Annotated in this window: 21 protein-coding genes and 1 pseudogene; 16 read left to right on the forward strand and 6 right to left on the reverse strand. The window is 33.7% G+C overall.

The features are described from left to right. From ACJMLH_RS07210 to ACJMLH_RS07220, 3 genes and pseudogenes are all read left to right on the forward strand, one after another. Nucleotides 1-750: pseudogene (locus tag ACJMLH_RS07210) on the forward strand (hypothetical protein); the annotation flags it as partial. Between the two features lie 73 nt (nt 751-823). Then, the gene (locus tag ACJMLH_RS07215) at nt 824-1,108 is read left to right on the forward strand and encodes a hypothetical protein (protein ID WP_405276196.1); all 285 of its coding nucleotides are present in this window, start codon (nt 824-826) and stop codon (nt 1,106-1,108) included. Between the two features lie 2 nt (nt 1,109-1,110). Beyond that, on the forward strand, nt 1,111-1,383 hold the full coding sequence (locus tag ACJMLH_RS07220) for a hypothetical protein (protein WP_405276198.1): 273 nt from the start codon (nt 1,111-1,113) through the stop codon (nt 1,381-1,383). Between the two features lie 59 nt (nt 1,384-1,442). Here ACJMLH_RS07220 and ACJMLH_RS07225 read toward each other — a convergent pair whose 3' ends face one another. Beyond that, nucleotides 1,443-1,607: a hypothetical protein gene (locus tag ACJMLH_RS07225; protein WP_405276200.1), complete on the reverse strand. Its 165-nt coding sequence runs from the start codon at nt 1,605-1,607 to the stop codon at nt 1,443-1,445. A 52-nt stretch (nt 1,608-1,659) separates the two neighbouring features. On the opposite strand from ACJMLH_RS07225, the gene ACJMLH_RS07230 reads away from it, so the two are divergent. From ACJMLH_RS07230 to ACJMLH_RS07250, 5 genes are all read left to right on the forward strand, one after another. Then, nucleotides 1,660-1,917, forward strand: coding sequence for a hypothetical protein (locus ACJMLH_RS07230; RefSeq protein ID WP_405276202.1), 258 nt, complete (start codon nt 1,660-1,662; stop codon nt 1,915-1,917). A 56-nt stretch (nt 1,918-1,973) separates the two neighbouring features. Then, nucleotides 1,974-3,089, forward strand: a complete 1,116-nt coding sequence (locus tag ACJMLH_RS07235; protein WP_405276204.1) for a low temperature requirement protein A — start codon at nt 1,974-1,976, stop codon at nt 3,087-3,089. Beyond that, nucleotides 3,082-3,963, forward strand: coding sequence for an SAP domain-containing protein (locus tag ACJMLH_RS07240; RefSeq protein WP_405276206.1), 882 nt, complete (start codon nt 3,082-3,084; stop codon nt 3,961-3,963). The genes ACJMLH_RS07235 and ACJMLH_RS07240 overlap by 8 nt, the downstream gene beginning before the upstream one ends. Nucleotides 3,964-3,965: 2 nt before the next feature. After that, nucleotides 3,966-4,553, forward strand: a complete 588-nt coding sequence (locus ACJMLH_RS07245; RefSeq protein ID WP_405276208.1) for a DUF998 domain-containing protein — start codon at nt 3,966-3,968, stop codon at nt 4,551-4,553. A gap of 170 nt (nt 4,554-4,723) precedes the next feature. Further along, complete coding sequence (locus ACJMLH_RS07250; RefSeq protein WP_405276210.1) at nt 4,724-4,972, forward strand: hypothetical protein; 249 nt, start codon at nt 4,724-4,726, stop codon at nt 4,970-4,972. A gap of 67 nt (nt 4,973-5,039) precedes the next feature. On the opposite strand, the gene ACJMLH_RS07255 is transcribed toward ACJMLH_RS07250, so the two are convergent. Together ACJMLH_RS07255 and ACJMLH_RS07260 are read right to left on the reverse strand one after the other, a co-directional pair. Further along, complete coding sequence (locus tag ACJMLH_RS07255) at nt 5,040-5,567, reverse strand: GNAT family N-acetyltransferase (RefSeq protein WP_405276212.1); 528 nt, start codon at nt 5,565-5,567, stop codon at nt 5,040-5,042. Between the two features lies 1 nt (nt 5,568). Beyond that, nucleotides 5,569-6,249: a hypothetical protein gene (locus ACJMLH_RS07260; RefSeq protein ID WP_405276214.1), complete on the reverse strand. Its 681-nt coding sequence runs from the start codon at nt 6,247-6,249 to the stop codon at nt 5,569-5,571. Between the two features lie 80 nt (nt 6,250-6,329). Between ACJMLH_RS07260 and argB the strand changes: the two genes are divergently transcribed. Next, a complete protein-coding gene (gene argB, locus ACJMLH_RS07265; protein WP_405276216.1) occupies nt 6,330-7,193 on the forward strand; it encodes an acetylglutamate kinase in 864 nt (287 codons plus the stop codon). 58 nt (nt 7,194-7,251) lie between these two features. On the opposite strand, the gene ACJMLH_RS07270 is transcribed toward argB, so the two are convergent. Both ACJMLH_RS07270 and aksF read right to left on the reverse strand, forming a co-directional pair. Continuing rightward, a complete protein-coding gene (locus ACJMLH_RS07270) occupies nt 7,252-8,721 on the reverse strand; it encodes a class I adenylate-forming enzyme family protein (RefSeq protein WP_405276218.1) in 1,470 nt (489 codons plus the stop codon). Beyond that, nucleotides 8,722-9,711, reverse strand: coding sequence for a homoisocitrate dehydrogenase (gene aksF, locus ACJMLH_RS07275; RefSeq protein ID WP_405276220.1), 990 nt, complete (start codon nt 9,709-9,711; stop codon nt 8,722-8,724). Nucleotides 9,712-9,888: 177 nt separating this feature from the next. Here aksF and ACJMLH_RS07280 point away from each other — a divergent pair, with 177 nt between their 5' ends. The 7 genes from ACJMLH_RS07280 (at nt 9,889) to ACJMLH_RS07310 (ending at nt 15,551) form a co-directional block, all read left to right on the forward strand. Continuing rightward, a complete protein-coding gene (locus ACJMLH_RS07280; RefSeq protein ID WP_405276222.1) occupies nt 9,889-10,353 on the forward strand; it encodes a HEAT repeat domain-containing protein in 465 nt (154 codons plus the stop codon). 309 nt (nt 10,354-10,662) lie between these two features. Continuing rightward, nucleotides 10,663-11,580, forward strand: coding sequence for a glutamine amidotransferase family protein (locus ACJMLH_RS07285; RefSeq protein ID WP_405276224.1), 918 nt, complete (start codon nt 10,663-10,665; stop codon nt 11,578-11,580). A gap of 9 nt (nt 11,581-11,589) precedes the next feature. Next, entirely contained in the window at nt 11,590-12,258 is a 669-nt protein-coding gene (locus tag ACJMLH_RS07290; RefSeq protein ID WP_405276226.1) for a tributyrin esterase, read from the forward strand. 11 nt (nt 12,259-12,269) lie between these two features. Next, nucleotides 12,270-13,760, forward strand: a complete 1,491-nt coding sequence (locus tag ACJMLH_RS07295) for a glutamate synthase-related protein (protein ID WP_405276228.1) — start codon at nt 12,270-12,272, stop codon at nt 13,758-13,760. A gap of 175 nt (nt 13,761-13,935) precedes the next feature. After that, nucleotides 13,936-14,271, forward strand: a complete 336-nt coding sequence (locus ACJMLH_RS07300; RefSeq protein ID WP_405276230.1) for a hypothetical protein — start codon at nt 13,936-13,938, stop codon at nt 14,269-14,271. Nucleotides 14,272-14,321: 50 nt separating this feature from the next. Next, nucleotides 14,322-14,957 (forward strand): YitT family protein, encoded by a 636-nt coding sequence (locus ACJMLH_RS07305; RefSeq protein ID WP_405276232.1) that lies wholly within the window; start codon nt 14,322-14,324, stop codon nt 14,955-14,957. A 60-nt stretch (nt 14,958-15,017) separates the two neighbouring features. Continuing rightward, complete coding sequence (locus ACJMLH_RS07310; protein WP_405276234.1) at nt 15,018-15,551, forward strand: flavodoxin family protein; 534 nt, start codon at nt 15,018-15,020, stop codon at nt 15,549-15,551. Between the two features lie 53 nt (nt 15,552-15,604). Here ACJMLH_RS07310 and ACJMLH_RS07315 read toward each other — a convergent pair whose 3' ends face one another. Further along, nucleotides 15,605-16,249 carry a hypothetical protein gene (locus ACJMLH_RS07315; RefSeq protein ID WP_405276236.1) on the reverse strand — a complete coding sequence of 215 codons (645 nt, stop codon included), beginning with the start codon at nt 16,247-16,249 and terminating at the stop codon, nt 15,605-15,607. Nucleotides 16,250-16,252 lie beyond the last annotated feature (3 nt).

Genomic DNA, 16,252 nt, shown 5'->3' on the forward strand with positions numbered 1-16,252 from the left:
ATAACCAAGTGCAAATTCACTAAAAATGTTGCACTGGGGCGTGGAGGAGGAGCAGTTTATGCATATTCTCATATAAACATTAATTCATGCACATTCACTTCAAATAATGCTAATGAAGTTGGAGGCGCAGTATATGGGGCTAAAGACATCAAAATTAAAGACTCCAAATTCACCAGTAATAAAGTATACAAGTACGGTGGGGCAGTTTACTTCAAATGTCATGAAATAACAGGCAGTTATGATGCAAATGGAAACTGGAAAAGTGATGTTGTATTTTATACCTGCTCAATTAAAAATTCTGTCTTCACAAAGAATTATGCAAAAGAACGTGGAGGAGCAATATACGGATTTAAATATTCTGAAATGCCTAAAAAACCAGGTGCTCAAGCTGAAAAATGTACTTTTAAGGATAATTTAGCTAAGGATACAGGTAATGAGTTATATGGTGGATCTTTAAAAAATTGTATTTATAAAAATACACTTACTTTAAAAACTGTCAAAGTAAAAAAATCAGCAAATAAGCTTGTCTTAACAGCAACACTTAAACAGGGCTCTAAAGTCTATAAAAATAAAAAAATCACTTTCACATTTAATGGTGTTACTTACACTGCAAAAACCAATTCCAAAGGTGTTGCAAAGGTAACAGTTCCATCAAAAGTATTGAAAAAGCTTAAAGTTGGTAAAAAAGTTAAATATCAAGCAACTTACAGTAAATACATTGACAGAAAAAATTCAGAAGTTTTAAAGTAGATTATTCAAATCTACTTGTTTCATTTCAAAGAATTATTATAGTATAAAATTTATAAAAATATGTGGTGAAAAAATGTTAGAACAATATTTGCCTTTTATGGGTTTAATTGTATTTGGAAATATAGAAAACTTAATTTTGTCTTCACAGGGTGTTGTTGCAGGTGTGGACCCTAAAGTATTAGGTGGTTTGAGTATAATTGTAGTAGTAATCTGGTTGATACTGGGTACAGTTCTTACAGATGTTGCTATACAATATGCAAATGCCATTAACTTTATAGGTGGTCTTGCAATATTTATATTAGGTGTTCAGGCAGTATATGGTGCAGTTAAAAATATCAGATCAAAAGGAAGTGCATAATCATGGTAAATTTAAAAGATTATGCTCAGTTTTCAGGTTTGCTTATTTTTGGAAACATAGAAAACCTAATTCTAGCATCACAAGGTGCCGTAGCTCATGTAAATCCAATCATATTAGGTATTTTAAGTATAATTTTAGTCATAATATGGTTATTACTAGGAACATATGGAACAAAAGTAGCTATTAAATATGCTGATTACATTGAAATAATCGGTGGTTTGGCTATTATCATTTTAGGTTTACAATCCATGCTTGAAGCAGTTGGGATTTTATAATCCCATTCTTTAATTTTTTTTAATTTATTTCAAAAATAATTTTTTTTTAATAATTCATTTTAGAGCTCAAAAAACTCATCACAGTACTCACAATAATAATTGTATTTGCTAGTACAACAGTTTCCAAGTATTATTTCTCCATTCAATGATTCAACGGCCAGTTCGTCTGTTGTATCATGAAATACTTTTTTTAATTCCCGCTCACATTTTGGACAAGTTTTCATATGATTTAGTTTTATAAACTATGAGTTTTAAATATTAGTGTAGGTGTAAAATATGCTTATTAATGTAGGTGCTGAATTTAGTACACATTTAGAATCTAGTGAAGATGCAGTAGAATTAATCGATATTTTAAATAAGATTCCTGAGGATAATTTTATTGTTGACTTCAAGGATGTCATGTTTGTAACAATGAATTATGCTCAAGCTTATTACACTGCCAAATTGGATTCTTCAAAAAACATTTCTGAAATAAATTTGTCTGATGAAATCAGTGTTGTTATGGGTGCGGCTGATGAAGCGTGCAATCCATAATTTTATATTTTTTCTAAATATTTCTATAAATAGTAATACTTCCAATATATATTAATATGGAATTGGCTAAAAAACCAGTGGAGTTAATTGAATTATTTTACGATTTGCTTTTTGTATATGCAATATCTCAATTAACTGGCCTTATTAATGAGCCAATTGGTGGTATCATACCTCCATATGACTTTTTTTCTTATTTTGTCACATGCTTTGTAATTTTGCAGGCATGGCTTTACTTTACAAACTATGTTAATCGTTATGGGAAATGGAAATGGTATGATTATGTTCTTGTTTGCATTAACATGATTGCCGTAATTTTCATGTCCAATACTATTTTGGGCGATTGGGCAGTAATGTATTTCGCATATGACGTGGCAATGCTAATAATTCTTTTAACCGTTGAATTACTGTATATCATTCAGGCAAAAAAAGAACAGACACTGAAAGGTGCTGCTGGAAATTCAATAACAATCCTTTCAATTGTTTGCTTAATATATCTAATTGCCATTTCATGTTCATTTTTCGGATTTCAGCAATATGTGCTTGCAATCAATGTTGTGGCCATATTGACAGGTGCATTCTTGCCATTTTTCATTAAAGGAAACTTTGATGAGAGCATTATCAATTTTCCCCATTTGGTAGAACGATTTGAGCTTTTAACAATAATTACATTTGGCGAAGCTATTGTAGGTTTGGCTCATTTTTTTGATGCATTGAATTTTAGTTTTGTTCCAATTTTGGTTTTTCTCATTGTAATTTCAATGTTCGGTTCATACGTAATTCAAATTCATTATTTAATGCAGCATAATCGTGTTGAAAGGTCATTGAGATTAATGTTTAGCCATTATTTCATTGTAATAAGCATTAATCTTGTCACAGTCGCACTTGAGTTAATTCACTCTGGTGGGGTTAACCCTCTTTTTGCTAGTGGGCTGATGATAATTTCATTAATTATTTTCTACATTTCAATAATTGCAAATAGACATTATTATAGGCAAAGTATTAAATTAACTAAAAAAGATATATTATTAATGATAATGGCCACAATTTTGGGAATGGCTATTATTTTGATATTTATTTCAAATTTATATGCTTTCTTAATTGGAAGCTTATGTATAACATTCGGCAATTTCCTAGTATTGCTGATGAAATATAAAGGGTGTTTAAGTGAGTGAACAAAAATTAGAAGTATTTAATGTTTTGAATTTTTTAAACAGGGGTTATGAAGTAGAAGATATTTTAAAAGAAGGTCAATTCGGGACTTTCCCATCTGCTCAGGATTGTATTGATTATCTGGTTAAGGAAGGATATCTTACATGTGAAGGTGGCGCAATCACTGCTGAAGAAATTTCTAAAAAATATACTGTGGCTGATTTAAAAGGGTTATTGAAAGAAAATGGGCTTAAAGTCTCTGGTAAAAAACAGGAACTTGTGGACAGAATTTTGCCTGTTTTAAATGAAGGTGCAAGTGCTGGAAATTATGAATTAACTGACAAGGCACAAGAATTCATTAAAGAAAATGATTGGATTGACTTGTACATGTTTGCACTTGCTGCATTCAGATTTGAAGATTACGAAATATATGTTGAAGGATCAAGTGCAGGTAAAATTGAAACAGCATTAAACTTCTGTGATGAAGTCCTTTCAAGAACATTAGTTAATAACCAGTTTTTAATATTTCTCGATGGATTAACCGCAAAGGCACATGTTTATGCATATGATAACGATTATGGATTATTCTTGGATTATGATTTGCAAAGATATATTTTGGGATTGAACCCGATATCCTTAGATGCTCAAAGTTATGCTATTTACAATGTAATTGACGAAGCTAATATCATTAATTTAAGAAATGTTCTTGAAAAATTAGATATGGGCAGTTTGAAGAAAAGATTTGACAGAATCTGGAATTTATGCAAAATTAAAAATACTACAGTGCCTAAAAAGACCTGCTATAAGATATTGCAAAGGGCTCTTGACGGTGCTGACATTGAAGAGCTTAACTTTGATTTGAAAGAGAAATATTTCAATAAAAAGTTCGGTATTTAAAAATGAAGTCTAAAGTTGCCGGATATGTCTTTATAATTGGCAGTTTATATTATATTATAGCCGAAGCCATCTCTGCAACTTTTTTCAATGCTTCCTTTTTTAATACTTATGTTTTCCATGCCATTTCGGAACTTGGAATTCCAAATGGAAATTCTCCATTGTTTTGGTTAATGAATTCTGCTTTTATTTTAATTGGTCTGACAGTGATATTTGGGGATTTCTACAAGTTTAAAGAGTATATTATCAAAAATAAGACTATTTTTTATATTTTGACATTAGTGACTGGTTTGGGAGTCATTATTGTTGGTTTGATTCATGGAGGAAATCCTCTGACGTCCGGCTATCATACGTTGGGTGCGGTAATGGCAATTCTTGGAGGCAATGTTCTGGTGGTTGTTATTTCAAGATCAATGGCAGAATTTGGTAATTATCAAAAGATTACATTAGCGTTGGGCATTATTGGACTTTTGGCTTTCTGGATAATGTTTTTCAATATAAGAAATTCTTACATGCCTGTATATGAGAGGCTCTCGGTGTATACTCTGATTGCCTGGTGTTTTCTCACAGGAGTTTATCTTATCAGAAATTAAAATTAGATATGATTATTCTTAATAGTTTAATATTTATTTAACTAATTTTGATAGCTATATTTAATATTTTTAATATGTATCTGATTTTCAAAGGATTTTTTTGACTACATCTACATATAATCATAAAAGTTTATATATTTTGTAGGACAATTATTTTTAAAGGTGATATTATGACAAATTTGGATAAAAATATCGAAGAAGAAATTTTAGCAATTGTCGAAAAATATCAGAAAGAAGATACAAAACTTTTAAACTACTTAATTACGGATGATGAGATTACATTTTTCTCACCATTAGCAAACGGTAAATCTATAACTGCTGAAGACTTGCAAAAAGTTGCAGATATTTTAAAAGGATCTTTCATTGGAATGGAAATCGTAAACCAAGAATACAGATTTAAATTCAAATGTGGATTATAGGGGTTTTTCTAACTCCTATTTTTTTTCTTTTTCGTTTTTTGATGATATTGAATTGTGTTTTTAACTTTCATTTTTCTAAATCATATTCAAAAAGATGAAATTTTTCCAAACCAACTGCGGGATGAAATATTTCAACAGTATCAATATATTCGAATCCAAACTTCTTGAAGACTTTTTGAGCTCCAGTATTTCCATTGATGATATCTATTCTAACTGTTTTTTTATTTTTTTGGAGGGCGCATGTTTTAATCTGGCCAAAAATTTCTTTCCCTATTCCTTTTCCTGCTAAATTGGAAGTTATTGCAAATGTGTGAATTACAACAATTTCATTTGGCTCTGCATTAACGTTCCAGTTTATATTCTCATATTCGGAGTTAAATCTATTGTTCAAAACTACAGATGCTATTATTTCACAGTTTTTTGTGCAGATATATAAATCTTCTTTTTCGATATTTGTTTTAATGTATTCGAGATTTGGATATCTTTCATTCCATTTTGGTTTAAACTCACTGCCATTTATGGATTTGATGACATTTTGATAGAATTTTAATATCTGTTCCGCTTCACTAATTTTTGCTTTTTTTAATCCATTCATATTATTTCTCGTTTTCCAAATAATTCTGTGTGAGTTTACACTCGCTCATGCATTTTGTACATCCTAATCCTGCTTTATATTGGCCGATGATATATTCTCCGCAGGCTTCAATATCAATAATGTCTTTTCTATTTAATCGGTCATTCCATTTTTGAGGATTTATAGCATCAACCGGACATGCTTCTTGGCAATTTGTACAATCGTCACACTGTGAATCAGTAATTGGCTTTCCAAATTCAAGAGGCATATCTGTTAAGATACCTCCAAGAGCAACTGCTGAACCGTATTCTGGTGTTACAAATAATGCAGAGCGTCCAATCCAGCCTAATCCTGCTTTGGTAGCTATTGTTTTGTAGGGAAGAATGCTTAGCAATTTTTCCATGTCACATTCGTTTCGTTTCATTGTCAGTGCAAATGCATCATATCCAAGACTTTTAATGTATCTTTCGCCTTTATGGGATATTTTAGTCAATTTTCCAATTTGTCTGTGAAATGATTTCCAATAGGCATCATATTCATCATCTTTAACTAACTGTATTGTTTCTTTAGGGATTTTTAAAACAAGGCTGATGCCATTTGGAAATTCAACGAATTCACTTGCAAGACCCTCGACATCTGCAAAACCAACTTTACTTGCACCTAAACTTATCAAGTATTCTTTAAGTTTATTCATCTCAGACATGGTAATTAGTTTATTTATACAAAGATATAAATAGTAGGGTAATATAATTTTGAATGTATAATAATTAATGTAGTGATTAAATGAAAGATATTGATGTTTTAATTGAAGCTTTGCCTTACATTAAAAAGTTTCATGGTAAAAAAATTTTAATTAAATATGGTGGACATGCAATGGTGGATGATGAAGCAAAATCATCTACAGCTCGCGACACTGTTCTACTCAAATATGTTGGAATGAAACCGCTCATTGTGCATGGTGGAGGTCCAGAAATTTCAAGATCAATGGATAAGCTTGGAAAAGAACCAAAATTCATTAAAGGTTTAAGGGTAACTGATGAAGAAACTATGGAAATTATTGAAATGGTTTTGGTTGGTAAAATCTCAACAGAAATTGTATCAGAACTCATTAAACATGATGGTCAAGCCATCAGCTTATCTGGAAAGGATTCAAGTTTAATATATGCTCATAAAAAACCAGCAAGTAAAATTGATGAAGAAATTGTTGATTTGGGTCTTGTTGGTGAAGTCGATTGTATAAATATTGATTTGCTTGAAATGTTCTTGGATAATGGTTACATTCCTGTAATATCTCCGGTGGGTATTGCAAAAGATGGAACTAGTTTGAATTTGAATGCAGATACTGCGGCTGGTGAGGTTGCAAGTGCAGTGGGTGCTGAAAAATTAATAATCTTAACTGATGTTCCGGGTGTTTTAAGAGATCCTAGTAATCCTGATTCACTGATTCCACATATCAGAATTGATGAAATTCCAGGTTTAATCGAAGATGGAATTATTTCAGGTGGAATGATTCCAAAAATAGAAACCTGCGTTAAGGCTATTGAAAATGGTGTTGAATCTTGTCACATCATTGACGGCCGTAAAAAACATTCATTACTATTAGAAGTCTTTACCACTGGTGGTATTGGAACTATGATTTCAAAATAATCATAGTCATTTTCTTTTTTTTTAAATATTTAATCTTTTAATTTTTAAAAATCTTTTTTTAAACCTTAAACATTTTTCTAAGCTCTCGTCTGAGTAATTTCCAGCCGTTTACTCTTGGAAGTTCATCAAGAGCAAATATTTTTTTGGGAACTTTATATCTGGATAGGTTTTCCCGTGCATACTCGATTAATCCATTATCGTCAGCATCATTTTCCCAGACAACTGCAGCGACAGGTATTTCTCCTCTGTGGCAGTCATTTATACTAAAAATAGCTATTTCTTTAACTGCAGGGTATTTTATCAGGACTTCTTCGACTTCAGTTGGATAGATTTTCCATCCGCTCATTACAATCATGTCTTTTTTTCTGTCAGTAATAAACAAACGGTTATCTTCATCGAGATATCCGATATCTCCTGTTAAAAACCATCCGTCATCTAAAAATGATGCTTTGGTTTTCTCTTCATTTCCCCAATAACCTTTTGCAATTGCAGGTCCTCTAAGTGCTATTTCGCCCTGTTTGTATTTTGGCAATGTTACTGAAGAATCAAGTTCATCGACAATTTTGACTTCTGAAAAACAAACTGGATGACCGACACTTTCAAATTTATCTGCTTCCCAGTAGTCTTCTGGTCGGATTACTGTTCCGGTTCCAATTACAATTGATTCGGATAGTCCATAAGCATTAATGATTGGAATTTGATATGTTTGGTGGAAATCTTTCCATATTTTTTTATGCAATGGTCCTCCACCTGAAATGATTTCACGAACAGTTTTTAAATGTTTTCTCCCGTCCATTGTAGTTAATGAGTGTATTACTGGAGGCATTCCGCTTAAAACGGTTACTTTTTCATTTTCACACAGCTCTAAATATTCATCTAGGTTAAACTGTTCCATCATTATATAGTATGCTGCAGCTCTTAAGGCGGAAATTGCCCAGGAAAGTCCGACATGGGCCATAGGATAAATTCCTAAAAACACGTCATCCTGTTTTAAGGTCAGTACGTCACATTCATTGTGAATTGCAGTAAAGTAGTTTCCGTGTGTAAGCATGGCTCCTTTTGGTTTGCCTGTTGTTCCGGAGGTATATTGAAGTTGACATAAGTCATCCCATTCGGTTGCTGCGGCTTCTAAGATTTCACAGTCCTTAAAGTCATCTACATTCTGTGGAATGAATGTGTCAATGTCAATGATGTTTTGTGCTTCATTATCGGTAATCATTAGTTTTGCCTGTGAGTCGCTTACAATGTATTCAAGTTCAGATGCGGTAAATACTCTGTTTGTTGGGATAGCTATTGCACCTATTCTCCAGATTGCAAAAAGTGAAAATAAATATTCTTCTGAGTTTTTTAAGTAAATCAAAACTCTGTCACCTTTATTAATCCCTAATTCTTTAAGTTCACGTCCAAGTTCGGAAACTATTGACAATATTTCACATGAATTGTATTTGTTTCCTGTTGTTGGATTGTACAATACGTCTTTATCCAGTCTTTTTGAATTTGCATCTAAAAAAGTAGTGATGTTTAACATTTAGATTAACTCCCTAACAATGGCTTTTGTAATGTCAATGGTGCTTGCATCCCCTCCAAGGTCAGGAGTTCTGATTTTGCAGTCTGCAATTACTTTTTCAACTGCATTTTTAATGTCGTTTGCAGTTTCCCATTCTCCCAGATAATCAAGCATCATTGAAGCGGACAGAATCATTGAACATGGATTTGCAATGTGCTTTCCCGCAATGTCTGGTGCTGAACCGTGTACCGGTTCGAATAATCCGTTGTGATCTCCGATATTTCCTGATGGTGCAAGTCCTAATCCTCCTACAAGTCCAGCACTTTCATCGGACAGTATGTCCCCAAATAAATTGGTTGATACGATTACATCAAAGTTTTGAGGCTGTGTAACAAGATACATGGCCATTGCATCCACATAATAATCTTCAGTTTTAATCTGAGGGTACTGTTTGGCTATGTTGTAAAAGCTTTCCTTGAAAACGCCGTCTGTCTTTTTCAGGACATTGCTCTTGTGAACGCATGTAACCTTTGACTGACCTCTCTTTATGCATAGGTTGAATGCGGCCTTTGAGATTCTCTCGGATGCTTTTTTTGTAATAATCCTTTCTGCAATCATTCTGTTTTCATCACCATATTCATGTTGTGAATATAGTCCTTCGGTGTTTTCACGAACGATTACAAAATCAATGTCGTCTCTAAGACAATTCACACCTTTATATGATTTTATCGGCCTGATATTTGCATATACATTCAATGCTTTTCTTAAATTGATGATTGGGCTAGGTTGTCCTGGAGTTGAAGTTGATGCTCCAAATAGTACTGCATCACTTTTTTCAGCAATTTTGATAGTTTCTTCGGGTAATGTCACTCCATTTTTATTATAACAGTCAAAACCAGCTTCACCGTACTTAAAACTAAATTCTATATCTATTTTATCAAGCAAATACTTGCAAGCATTCATCACTTCTTGACCTATTCCGTCTCCTGCTATAATTGCAATATCGTACATTATTTCACTTAAAACCTTTTTTTTATTATACTTATAATATTTTGATTTTATTGTATTTATGTATTTAAAAAAATTTGTTCGTATACTATCGAAATACTTTTATATTACAAAGCTATAATTATATATTAATTACATAATTTAAATTAGATTTCCTATTGAATTTTGTGAGGGATTGAAATGGAAAGAAGTATCGATGAATTAATTGAATTATTAAATGACAAAGATGACTTTGTTGTTGAAGATGTTATTGGAGAATTGGAATTAAGAAAAGATGAATCTTTAGATCCTTTAATTGAAGCATTATCAAGCAGAAAGAAAAATATTAGATTGCATGCAGCTACTTTACTTGGTGCAATCAACGATCCAAAAGCAATTCCTGCATTAATTGCAACTTTAAAAGACAACAACAAATTAGTTAGAAGAGAAGCATCTACTGCATTAAGCCGTATGGGTGAACCTGCTGTTGATCCTTTAATTGAAATCCTGAATGATGAGGATTGGAGAGTGAGGGGAGCAGCCGCATGGGCACTTGGAAACATTGGTGATGAAAGAGCTATTCCTGAACTTGAAAAATTGCTCGATGATGAAAGCGGTTTTGTAAAACAAGGTGCACAAAGTGCAATAGCTTCCATTAAGAAATAGTTTTTTATTTCTTTTTTTCTTTTTATTTTATTATTTTTATTGATTATCTTCATTTTTTGTATTGTTATTTTTCTAGATTGGGTATAGAACTAATTAGTTAAATAATTAATTAAATGTAAATTTCTTCAATTTTTTTACTTTTATTACATTATTTTATAAACATTGTTTACTTATTTTTTATTTTTAGTAATTTTTTTCAGAATTTTTGCTAGTCGGAAGATATCTTCCAACACATTTATATACTTGTTTTTTTAAACTATAATACGGAAGTTATTTTCCGACTAAAATTATTTTATGTGGAGGACTAAAATGTGCGGAATCGCAGGAATCGTTTATAAAGATAAAGAATTGCATAATATTGGCAACGATATGACCAATATGCTTCACCAATTACAGCATAGAGGGCCTGATTCAGCAGGATACTCAATTTATGGTGGAACAGGGCTTGAAGAGGATGAATACATTTTAAAAATTCAAGTAAAAGAAAGTGAAAAATTGCTTGACAAAGTTAAACACACTATTAACTTCATTACTCCAATCAAACAGGATGCCATCCTTCCTTCCGTTGGAGATTCATTCATCTACAAATGTAAAATATCTTTAGACGAATTTTCCCAGCTAAAACCGCTGATTACAAAAGTAGACACAATTGACGATGTTATTGTAATCAACGGCAGTCATGACTTTGAAATGATCAAGGATGTAGGTTCTGTACTGGAGATTGCCGATAGGTATGATGTAAGGTCTGTAAAAGGAACACATGCAATTGGCCACACTCGTTTTTCAACAGAAAGTGGTGTGGACAGATACCATGCACATCCTTTCCAAACTTACATTGTACGTGACATTTCAGTTGTGCACAATGGACAGATTACAAATTACTGGAAAATCCGTGATCCTCTTGAAAGGAAAGGACATGTATTCGAAACATTCAATGACACAGAATGTCTGGTTCACTATATTGCAGACAAACTGGATACAGGATACTCATTGGAAGAGGCACTGGAACAGTCAGTTGAAGACATGGACGGTCCATTTTCATATATTATAGGAACTCCACAAGGAATCGGAATAGCTAAAGACAAACTGGGTTTAAGGCCAGGTGTGATGGCGGAAACCGATGAGGTATTTGCAATAGCTTCAGAAGAGGTATCCCTAAGGGAAGTAGTTGACACACACCATGTAGAACAAATCTCTCCTGGTGAAGTAATGGTATATGAGATATAGGTGATTATAATGGAAGTATTTGAAATTGATGCTGATAAATTAACTCCCCGTGAGGTAAACTCACAAATAAAAACTGCAGCCGAAGAGTATGATAAAATCATTATCAGAAATCCAAATGCAAACCATTACCTTGCAGCAGGAGTAACTGAAGATGTTGAAATAGAATTTGACGGTTCTGTGGGATACTTCGGAGGATGCATGTGTGAAGGACCTAAAATTAAAATCAATGGAAATGCGGGCTGGTTTGTAGGAGACAACCTTACCGGTGGCGAAGTAATTGTTGAAGGAACAGCTGGTGATGGTGCAGGTCAGGGAATCTATGACGGTACTGTAGTTGTAAGGGAATCCGTCGGTTCAAGAACAGGTGAAATCATGAAAAACGGTACAATAATCATTGGAGGAAACTCCGGATTCATGACTGGAATTTTCATGATGGGAGGCCGAATCATTATCCTGGGAGATGTAGGTGATGATGTAGCAGAATCCATCATTCGAGGAGTTGTTTACGTTAGAGGTGAAATCAAAAGTCTGGGTTATAATGCAAAGCTAGAAGAGATGACATTTGAAGATTCACTTGAATTGGAAGAGATATTGACTAAATATGAATTTGACATTGATGATATTTCACAATTTAAAAAAATTGTTCCCGAAAGTACAAGGCCATTTTACGGTCATTAGGAGGAGAAGATATGCCATACAGAGTTGAAAGAAATCCTGATTTATGTAAAAAAAATTTTGGCCGTCCAGGATGCTGCTGGTATCTATGCGATGACCGTGATGAAAAAATCTGCGGAAAATGTTTTTCATGCTTTAACAACTGTCCGCATGGAGTTTATGAAATCATTCAGGGTGATCCATACCCACTTAACCAAGAAAAATGTGTTGGTTGCAGAATATGTCTTGAAATGTGTCCAAACAGAGCAATAGAGGTAAATGCAATTCCAGAAGACGCAAGACAGGGATGGGGATTCCCGGACATTGTTGAAATAGTCAGACAATCACAGACCGCCTCATATAAATTAAGAAGTACCGGTGCATTAAGACGTATTCCCGACTTTGACGATCTGGTTGTGATTCCGGCACAGGTATCAAGGCCTCCCATCGACAAATACAGGGAACCTTGTGGCACAGATGTGGTATTGGGGGACAGGTTTGCCGAAAATCCTCTAAAAATCGATACTCCTATCATGATTGGTGCAATGTCATTCGGTGCACTATCAAAAGAAGCTAAAATGGCACTGGCTATTGGATCATCTCTTGCAGGAACCGTAACAAACACTGGTGAGGGGGGAATGCTTCCGGAAGAAAGGGAACTTGCAGACAAATTAATTGCACAATATGCTTCCGGTCGTTTTGGAGTGTCAGCTGATTATCTCAAAAAAGGAGATGCAATTGAGATAAAAATCGGTCAGGGAGCAAAATCCGGAATGGGCGGACACCTGCTTGGTGAAAAGGTTACTGCCGAAGTGTCAAGAATTCGTAATATTCCTGAAGGATCTGATGCGCTATCCCCTGCAAGGCACATGGATATCGTAGGTCCTGAAGATTTAAGTATGAAAATATCACAATTGCGTGAAATAACAGATTGGAAAGTGCCGATTATGGTTAAATTCGCTTCAGGTAAAGTTGCGTCAGATGTTAAAATTGCTGCAAAAGGTGGAGCTGACATAATAGTAGTCGATGGTATGCAGGGAGGAACAGGTGCCGGACCTGAAGTAATTATGGAACACTCTGGAATTCCATCTGTAGCTTCAATTGTGGAAGCGGACATGGCACTTAAAGAGATTGGCCTAAGAGATCAAGTAAGTTTAGTGGCAGCTGGTGGTGTTCGTTCAGGTGCTGATTTGGCTAAGGCAATTGCTTTGGGTGCAGATGCAGTATATATTGCAACAGCTGCACTGATTTCAATTGGATGCAGAGTATGTCAAATGTGTTATACCGGAACATGCAGAAAAGGAATAGCTACACAGGATCTGTCCTTAAGGCATCGCCTTGATTATAAGGAAATGGGTAAAAATGTGGCTAACTACATTAACACAATGACTGATGAAGCATGTATGCTCGTTCAACAGGCTGGAAACACTCATATTACAAAACTCGAAAAAGAGAATTTAAGGTCACTTTCCCTGGAAGCATCAGCATTGACTGGTGTGCCTATGGCAGGTGTTGGAAAAATTTAAGGACTTATCCTTTATTTTTCCTATTTTTTATTATAATTTGGGTTCTTCACCACATGAATTACATAAATTCGATTAAAAAATTAGAATCATTTTCCGAAATCTTTTAGATAATAAACCTTCAAATCTAATTAATATAATATTTTAAATATTTTAGTAATGGAAAATATGTGATTTTATGGTTCATTTGATTGATTCCTACAAGAAAAAGTTTAGCCGTGAAAAATATGAAAAAGATATTGAGGCATTAAAAAATGAAAATGATTCAGAAAAATTAGCTGATTTTGCTTTAAATAATGATTTTTCCAATATCCGTCTTGAAGCTACTAATCGCATTAATGATGAGTCAGTTCTTGCAGAAATCGCTCAGAAAGATTCAAATAAAAAGGTTCGTATAGAGGCTATTAAAAAACTTCATAATGAGTTTGTTTTAGCAGACCTTGCTTCCAATGACTCTAACAAAGTTATTAGGCAATTCGCTTCGGAAAGATTGGCGGAATTAGGGCTGCGATAATATTTTCCATATCACTTTTAAGCCATGAAATCCAATATGTAACTATGAACATGAAAAAATTTAATAGATATGCAATATATTTGATTTCATTATTTGTTATCTCTTTAGGAGCTTCATTATCTATTAAAGCTAATTTAGGAACTTCTCCGCTGATTTGTCTTCCTTATGTGTGTAGTTTAATTACAAAATTCAGTGTTGGAGAGGTAATGTTCGTTTTCACACTTATTTTTATCCTGATTCAGGTTGTGCTTTTAAGGGGAGATTTTGAAAAAAGGCAATACCTTCAGCTCATTATAGGAACAATATTTTCGTTTTTTGTTGATTTTTCCCTGATGCTTGTTAACTTCGTGAATCCTGTCGGTTATCTAAATCAAATGGTTTTGCTTTTAGTCAGCTGTGTTGTAGTGGCTTTTGGTGTACTTTTGGAAATCCAGACAGAAATTGTTTACCTTCCGGCTGACGGTGTAATTGTGGCTATTTCAAAAGTCCTGAAAAAGGAATTTTCAAATGTAAAACCCTTTGTTGACTCATCAATGGTGATTATTGCAGCCATATTATCCTTAATCTTTTTAGGCTATCTTGCAGGGGTTCGTGAAGGTACAATTATTTCGGCCATAATCATCGGACCAATTGTAAAGGTTTTAAAGAACCATTTGGACAAATATGTCCTGAAATTAATAGAATGATTGTTGGCATATGCAACATTTAAATAATATTTTTTAGAAAATTTCTAATTAGGTGATTAGATGAAAATTTTAGTTTTAAAGGGGAGCCCTAACATTAACGGTTCATCTGCAATGCTTGCGGATAACTTCATTAAGGGAGCAACTGAGGCAGGCCATAGCATAGAAGAGATTGATGTGGCCCACAGTAATGTTTCTCCTTGTACAGGATGTGTGCATTGCGGTTATGAAGGTGAATGCATATTAAGTGATGATATGGATGAAATCAGAGAAATGGTTTTGAATTCGGACATGCTGGTGTTTGTAACACCTCTCTATTATTACGGCATGTCTGCACAGCTTAAGACCGTGATAGACAGATTTTGCTCAAGAAACTTTTCAATCCAACAAAAGCACTTCAAATCTGCACTCTTAACCGTTGCATATAACTCGGATAATTGGACATTCGACGCATTGGAATCTCATTATGATACATTAGTGAAATATCTTAATTTGGAAGACATGGGTCGAATTCTTGGCTATGGTTGCGGAACACCTTCAATGACCAAATTTTCCAAATATCCAAATGAAGCTTACGAATTTGGAAAAAAATTATAAAAAAATTAAACTTGTTGACTGCGAATAGATTATACTATTCATTCTTCTTTTTTTTATTTTCGAACTATTGCTTTATCAATCATTTCTATTAATATCTTATTGATTGGATTTTTGAATGATAATGGATGTTCTTTTGGATATTCCGTACTGAATGGAAGCACCATAAAGCTTGACATGCATCTGTCGGTTGACCGGAGTGCAAAATAAGTTTTATAATCCCCATCAATAATGTTGGTTATTATTCCCACATCTTCAGTTGGCTGATGGCCGGTTATTCCTTCTTCTGCATAGATTTTGAACTTTTTGAGATTATCTGCCGAAATTAATCCGTATTCAACTAAATATTCATATTCGTCTTCTTCTAACTCGTAATCATCGTATTCTATAATTTCATCACAGTTTTCATCTGGAAGAATTATATTTGAACTGCAATAGGCAAGGGAAATGTAAATTCCGTCATGATCCAGTGCTTTTGAAATTATGTCAAAATACAGGTTATCCAAAGGCTGTGACTTGTATCTGTCACCCAAAATCTCCGGAACAGTATGTGTATAGCCACCTTCTTCAATAACTGTACAATAGAAGTGCTTTTCACCAAGATAACCTGCAGTAGCTGCTTTTTCAATTGTTTTTTTAATGTCAATGTCTGCATTTTCTAATCTTTTAGCTATTTCAAGCACTTCATTGTCAGATATCATATT

Source organism: Methanobrevibacter sp. (assembly GCF_045116495.1).
Classification (GTDB): Archaea; Methanobacteriota; Methanobacteria; order Methanobacteriales; family Methanobacteriaceae; genus Methanocatella.

Coding starts and splice junctions, on each gene's coding strand:
- argB (WP_405276216.1), top strand. CDS start 6,330: ATGAAAGATATTGATGTTTTAATTGAAGCTTTGCCTTACATTAAAAAG.
- ACJMLH_RS07290 (WP_405276226.1), top strand. CDS start 11,590: ATGGAAGTATTTGAAATTGATGCTGATAAATTAACTCCCCGTGAGGTA.
- ACJMLH_RS07285 (WP_405276224.1), top strand. CDS start 10,663: ATGTGCGGAATCGCAGGAATCGTTTATAAAGATAAAGAATTGCATAAT.
- ACJMLH_RS07260 (WP_405276214.1), bottom strand. CDS start 6,249: ATGTCTGAGATGAATAAACTTAAAGAATACTTGATAAGTTTAGGTGCA.
- ACJMLH_RS07235 (WP_405276204.1), top strand. CDS start 1,974: ATGGAATTGGCTAAAAAACCAGTGGAGTTAATTGAATTATTTTACGAT.
- ACJMLH_RS07315 (WP_405276236.1), bottom strand. CDS start 16,249: ATGATATCTGACAATGAAGTGCTTGAAATAGCTAAAAGATTAGAAAAT.
- ACJMLH_RS07295 (WP_405276228.1), top strand. CDS start 12,270: ATGCCATACAGAGTTGAAAGAAATCCTGATTTATGTAAAAAAAATTTT.
- ACJMLH_RS07270 (WP_405276218.1), bottom strand. CDS start 8,721: ATGTTAAACATCACTACTTTTTTAGATGCAAATTCAAAAAGACTGGAT.
- ACJMLH_RS07230 (WP_405276202.1), top strand. CDS start 1,660: ATGCTTATTAATGTAGGTGCTGAATTTAGTACACATTTAGAATCTAGT.
- ACJMLH_RS07250 (WP_405276210.1), top strand. CDS start 4,724: ATGACAAATTTGGATAAAAATATCGAAGAAGAAATTTTAGCAATTGTC.
- ACJMLH_RS07300 (WP_405276230.1), top strand. CDS start 13,936: ATGGTTCATTTGATTGATTCCTACAAGAAAAAGTTTAGCCGTGAAAAA.
- aksF (WP_405276220.1), bottom strand. CDS start 9,711: ATGTACGATATTGCAATTATAGCAGGAGACGGAATAGGTCAAGAAGTG.
- ACJMLH_RS07305 (WP_405276232.1), top strand. CDS start 14,322: ATGAAAAAATTTAATAGATATGCAATATATTTGATTTCATTATTTGTT.
- ACJMLH_RS07245 (WP_405276208.1), top strand. CDS start 3,966: ATGAAGTCTAAAGTTGCCGGATATGTCTTTATAATTGGCAGTTTATAT.
- ACJMLH_RS07225 (WP_405276200.1), bottom strand. CDS start 1,607: ATGAAAACTTGTCCAAAATGTGAGCGGGAATTAAAAAAAGTATTTCAT.
- ACJMLH_RS07220 (WP_405276198.1), top strand. CDS start 1,111: ATGGTAAATTTAAAAGATTATGCTCAGTTTTCAGGTTTGCTTATTTTT.
- ACJMLH_RS07255 (WP_405276212.1), bottom strand. CDS start 5,567: ATGAATGGATTAAAAAAAGCAAAAATTAGTGAAGCGGAACAGATATTA.
- ACJMLH_RS07280 (WP_405276222.1), top strand. CDS start 9,889: ATGGAAAGAAGTATCGATGAATTAATTGAATTATTAAATGACAAAGAT.
- ACJMLH_RS07215 (WP_405276196.1), top strand. CDS start 824: ATGTTAGAACAATATTTGCCTTTTATGGGTTTAATTGTATTTGGAAAT.
- ACJMLH_RS07310 (WP_405276234.1), top strand. CDS start 15,018: ATGAAAATTTTAGTTTTAAAGGGGAGCCCTAACATTAACGGTTCATCT.